General features: G+C 43.4%; 5 protein-coding genes. All 5 read left to right on the plus strand.

The genetic code is table 11. From position 1 onward, the window contains the following. A partial coding sequence (locus tag WAM07_RS06740; RefSeq protein WP_422165769.1) for a 1-phosphofructokinase family hexose kinase occupies positions 1 to 458 on the plus strand: 458 nt, incomplete at its 5' end. Then, positions 433 to 2,316: a PTS fructose transporter subunit IIABC gene (locus WAM07_RS06745; RefSeq protein WP_422165770.1), complete on the plus strand. Its 1,884-nt coding sequence runs from the start codon at positions 433 to 435 to the stop codon at positions 2,314 to 2,316. The genes WAM07_RS06740 and WAM07_RS06745, both read left to right, overlap by 26 nt. A 55-nt stretch (positions 2,317 to 2,371) precedes the next feature. Beyond that, on the plus strand, positions 2,372 to 2,638 hold the full coding sequence (locus WAM07_RS06750) for a phosphocarrier protein HPr (protein ID WP_014644227.1): 267 nt from the start codon (positions 2,372 to 2,374) through the stop codon (positions 2,636 to 2,638). A 3-nt stretch (positions 2,639 to 2,641) separates the two neighbouring features. Next, a complete protein-coding gene (ptsP, locus tag WAM07_RS06755) occupies positions 2,642 to 4,360 on the plus strand; it encodes a phosphoenolpyruvate--protein phosphotransferase (protein ID WP_422165771.1) in 1,719 nt (572 codons plus the stop codon). Between the two features lie 83 nt (positions 4,361 to 4,443). After that, positions 4,444 to 4,623, plus strand: a complete 180-nt coding sequence (ytzI, locus tag WAM07_RS06760) for a YtzI protein (RefSeq protein ID WP_041601395.1) — start codon at positions 4,444 to 4,446, stop codon at positions 4,621 to 4,623. Positions 4,624 to 4,993: the final 370 nt, after the last annotated feature.

A 4,993-nucleotide genomic window follows, 5' to 3' on the forward strand; every position in this document is an offset into this window, starting at 1 on the left:
CATTAAAGCAGCTCATCGGCCGCCCTATCTATTTGCTTAAACCGAACCACCATGAGTTGGGTGAACTATTTAATGTAAGCATTGATTCTATGGAAAAGGCTGCGCATTATGGGAAAAAGCTTGCAGACCAAGGTGTTCAACACGTGATTGTCTCCATGGGCGGTGATGGTGCTGTGTATATAGGCCCTGACCAGCAGCTCTACTCCAACGTACCTAAAGGCCAGCTGAAAAATTCAGTCGGCGCGGGGGACTCTGTAGTTTCCGGATTTGTTGCATCCATGGCACAAGGCAAATCGACAGACGAGGCTTTCCGTGTTGGTGTTGCTTCCGGGAGTGCTACCGCCTTTCAAGATGACTTATGTACCGCCGAAGATGTAGAGAAGCTTTTGGGTGAAGTTAAGATTTCTTCATTAAGTATAGGAGGGAAACCTAATGAAAATCACAGAATTATTGACTAAAGAAACAATTCTGTTAAACATGACCGCTTCTTCTAAACCTGAAGCGATCGATGAACTCATTGGAAAACTGGATAAAGCTGGTAAATTAAATGACCGTGATGAGTTTAAACAAGCTATTCAGGCTCGTGAGGATCAAAGTACTACGGGTATCGGAGAAGGAATCGCCATTCCCCATGCAAAAACCGGCTCTGTTAAAGACCCAGCTATAGCATTTGGTAGATCTCAAGAAGGGTTGGATTATGAATCGCTGGATGGCCAGCCGACCAATTTATTTTTCATGATTGCTGCTTCTGAAGGGGCTAACAATGCTCACCTGGAAACATTATCACGTCTATCTTCATTTTTGATGGATACCAATTTTCGTTCTAAGTTGGAGCAGGCGAAAACTGAAGACGAAGTGATAGAAGCAATTAACGCAAAAGAAGCTGAAGAAGATGGCGACGAGGAAGCTGAAGAAAGTACTTCCGCTGGCAAAATCTTAGCGGTTACCGCATGCCCGACAGGAATTGCACACACCTATATGGCAGCTGACAAATTGAAAGCAACGGCAAAGGAAATGGGTGTAAATATTAAAGTGCAGACCAATGGTTCCGGTGGCGTTAAAAACCGTCTGACCAAAGAAGATATCGCCGAAGCTGATGCCATCATCGTAGCTGCTGATACAAAAGTTGAAATGGAAAATTTCCACGGAAAACCCGTAATTGAAGTACCAGTAGCTAAAGCTATTCACGAGCCAAAAGAATTGATTAACAAAGCGGTTAACAAGGACGCTCCTATTTATCAGGGCGGTGGAAAAAACCAATCCGAAGATTCAGAGGAGAAAGGACAGCGTTCTGGAATTTATAAACATTTGATGAACGGTGTTTCCAACATGCTTCCATTTGTGGTCGGGGGCGGTATATTAATAGCCATTTCCTTCTTCTGGGGAATAGAATCCGAAAACGAATTTGCGCAAATGCTGAGCACCATTGGTGGCGGAAATGCATTCTTCCTTCTCGTCCCAGTGTTAGCAGGTTTCATTGCTTCCAGTATTGCAGATCGTCCAGGTTTTGCTCCTGGTATGGTCGGTGGTTTAATTGCGATTACGCAGACTTCGGCTGAAGGTGCAGGAAATGGATCTGGTTTCTTAGGTGGCTTAATCGCCGGTTTCTTAGCAGGTTATTTGACTTTACTCATTAAAAAATTGCTTGAAGGATTACCTGCTGTTTTAGATGGTCTGAAAACCGTACTCTTTTACCCAGTACTTGCTATTTTTGCAACAGGTATGATTATGTTGCTTATCAACCCGGCTTTAACAAGCGTTTATACTTGGCTGTTTGACCTTCTTGATAGTATGAGCGGAACGAACTTAGCGCTGCTCGGTCTCATTGTTGGAGGTATGATGGCTGTTGATATGGGCGGTCCAGTAAATAAAGCCGCTTACACGTTCGGCATTGCTGCTCTTGAAGCTAATAATTACACTTTCATTGCTGCAGCTATGGCCGGTGGAATGGTCCCGCCATTAGCAATGGGACTTGCGACTACTTTCTTCAAGAATAAATTCACAAAACAAGAACGCGAAACAGGGAAAGCGGCTTACCCGCTTGGTGCTTTCTTTATAACAGAGGGTGCTATTCCATTCGCAGCAGCAGACCCTGCCCGTGTCATTCCATCCATGGTTGCAGGAAGTGCTTTAGCTGGAATGCTGACCATGTTGTTCGGAATTGGTCTTCGCGCACCACACGGTGGTGTGATCGTAGCTCCTCTAGTTGAAGGTGGATTTACCCAAGTCCTTCTTTATTTAGTAGCCATTGCTGCTGGCTCTATTCTGGGAGCAATTGTGGTTGGATTCTTGAAAAAAGACATCCAAAAGGCTTAAAATGATAAAGTTAGGGTACTCAAAATATAATACATTTTTTAAGGAGGAACTTAAAATGGTAGAGAAAACATTTAAAATTACATCCTCAGACGGTGTACACGCACGACCTGCCACAGTACTTGTGCAAAATGCCGGCAAGTATGAATCAGAAATCAATCTTCATTACAAAGAAAAGGCTGTTAATTTAAAATCCATTATGGGTATTATGAGCCTTGGCATTCCAGCAGGCGCTGAAGTCAAAATTACTGCAGAAGGCAGTGACGAACAAGAAGCAGTAGATCATATGGCATCTACAATGAAGAATGAAGGGCTGGGGGAATAACCCATGACTAACCTTCAAGGAATTGCAGCTTCCAGCGGTATCGCTATTGCGAAAGTGTACCGTCTGGAAGCTCCAGACCTTTCTTACAGTAAAAAAGATATAGAGCAACCGGAACAAGAGATCAAACGCCTGCATGATGCTCTAGATGTTTCAAAGTCGGAACTTGAAAAAATTAAAGAACATACTAAAAATACCTTGGGCGATGAGCACGCTGAGATTTTCTCAGCTCATTTGCTTGTACTTTCAGACCCCGAGTTGATTAAACCAATCGAAGATAAAATAAAAGCAGAGAATGTGAACGCTGAAGCTGGTTTAGATGAAACGGCCAACATGTTCATAGACATGTTTAAGAACATGGACAATGAATATATGCGGGAACGCGCTGCTGACATCCATGATGTTACTAAACGTGTTATGGCGCATCTCTTGAATGTAACGTTCCCTGACCCTGCTTTGATTAATGAAGAAGTTGTTATTGTGGCTGACGATCTTACACCTTCTGATACTGCACAGTTGAACAAACAGTATGTTAAAGGGTTTACCACGGATATCGGCGGACGTACTTCTCATTCGGCTATCATGGCTCGTTCTCTGGAGATTCCTGCAGTAGTCGGTACGAAAGATGTTACCTCTAAAGCACCTAAGGATTCGCTGATTATTGTTGATGGAATTAATGGCGATGTAATTATCGATCCTACCGAAGAACAAATAAATGACTATAAGCAGAAACAAGAAGACTTTGAACAGAAAAAGAAAGAATGGGCTAAGCTGAAAGACGAGCCTACAGTGACTTCTGAGGGAGACCATGTAGAGCTTGCTGCTAATATTGGTACCCCTCAGGATGTTGAAGGTGTATTGAATAATGGTGGCGAAGGCGTAGGTCTTTACCGTACCGAATTCCTTTATATGGGTAAAAGTCAGCTTCCAACAGAGGAAGAACAATTTGATTCCTACTCTACCGTATTGAAACAAATGGGAGATAAGCCGGTAGTTGTGAGAACACTGGACATCGGCGGAGATAAAGAACTCGATTATCTGGATCTTCCTGATGAAATGAACCCGTTCCTTGGTTATCGCGCTATTCGTTTGTGCCTGGAACGTGACGACATCTTCCGTGTTCAGCTGCGCGCTCTTTTACGTGCCAGTGTCCATGGAAATTTAAAAATCATGTTCCCTATGATCGCGACGCTTGAAGAATTCCGTCAGGCAAAAGCCATCCTTGATGAAGAGAAAGAAAAATTAATGAACGAGGGCAAAGAGGTCTCTGAAACCATTGAAGTTGGTATGATGGTTGAAATCCCTGCCACAGCGGTAATCGCCCGTCAATTTGCAAAAGAAGTTGATTTCTTCAGTATTGGGACAAATGACCTTATCCAATACACGATGGCTGCTGACCGAATGAATGAACGAGTATCCTACTTGTACCAGCCTTACAACCCTGCCATTCTTAATTTGATTAATAATGTAATTGAAGCTGCTCATGCAGAAGGTAAATGGGCCGGAATGTGCGGAGAAATGGCTGGAGACGAAATTGCCATTCCAATTCTTTTGAGTCTTGGACTTGATGAATTCAGCATGAGTGCTACTTCCATTCTTCCAGCTCGCACGCAAATCAGAACCCTGTCTAGAGAAGACTGGATTTCTTACAAAGACGAATTACTTTCAAAAGGGACATCAGATGAAGTGGTTGATTTTGTTAAAGAAAAAACACAATTAAGGTAGTATTTACAATTGAAATGTGGCAAACTAAATGTGTGAAACGGAGAAACGCCCCTTTTTACGTTATTTAGAAAGAAGTGTTTACGATGACGTTTACGATTATTATGATCGTTTGTGTAGCTATTGTTCTTGGGATTGCAGCTATGTTTGGAACGGCAGTCTCCAAGGGATATGATTACGAACACACCATAGATCCTCTTCCGGAGGAGCCACATCACAATCATCACAAGGATGAAGAAGATAAAAAAGCTGACGCCAATCAATAAGCGTCAGCTTTTTTGTACCTTCCGTACTAGCTCCATATCAAAATTGCAGTAAAGCTCCCATTACTTGAAGACTCAGTTTCGAGATAACTCGGGTCCGTTGCCAAGAAAGGATGAGGGGCGGCTACAGAAACAACTCGCTTTCCTGCGGGGGAACTGGCAAGCCTCCTCATTCGTTAACACTCCTTGTGGGGTCTCGCCTCGCTCCTTCTCCCGCGGGAGTCTCGTCGTTCCCTCCGCCACCCCGGCCATTTCATGTGAACGGACCCTGCCAGTAGAAAAAAGTGGGAACCTTAAATCGGCTTAAATGCTTCTATAGCGGCGTTTATACCCTGAAGAGACTCGGTACTCAGCGTTGATCATATAGGTTATT

It is taken from the genome of Halobacillus sp. (genome assembly GCF_049282395.1).
Classification (GTDB): Bacteria; Bacillota; Bacilli; order Bacillales; family Halobacillaceae; genus Halobacillus.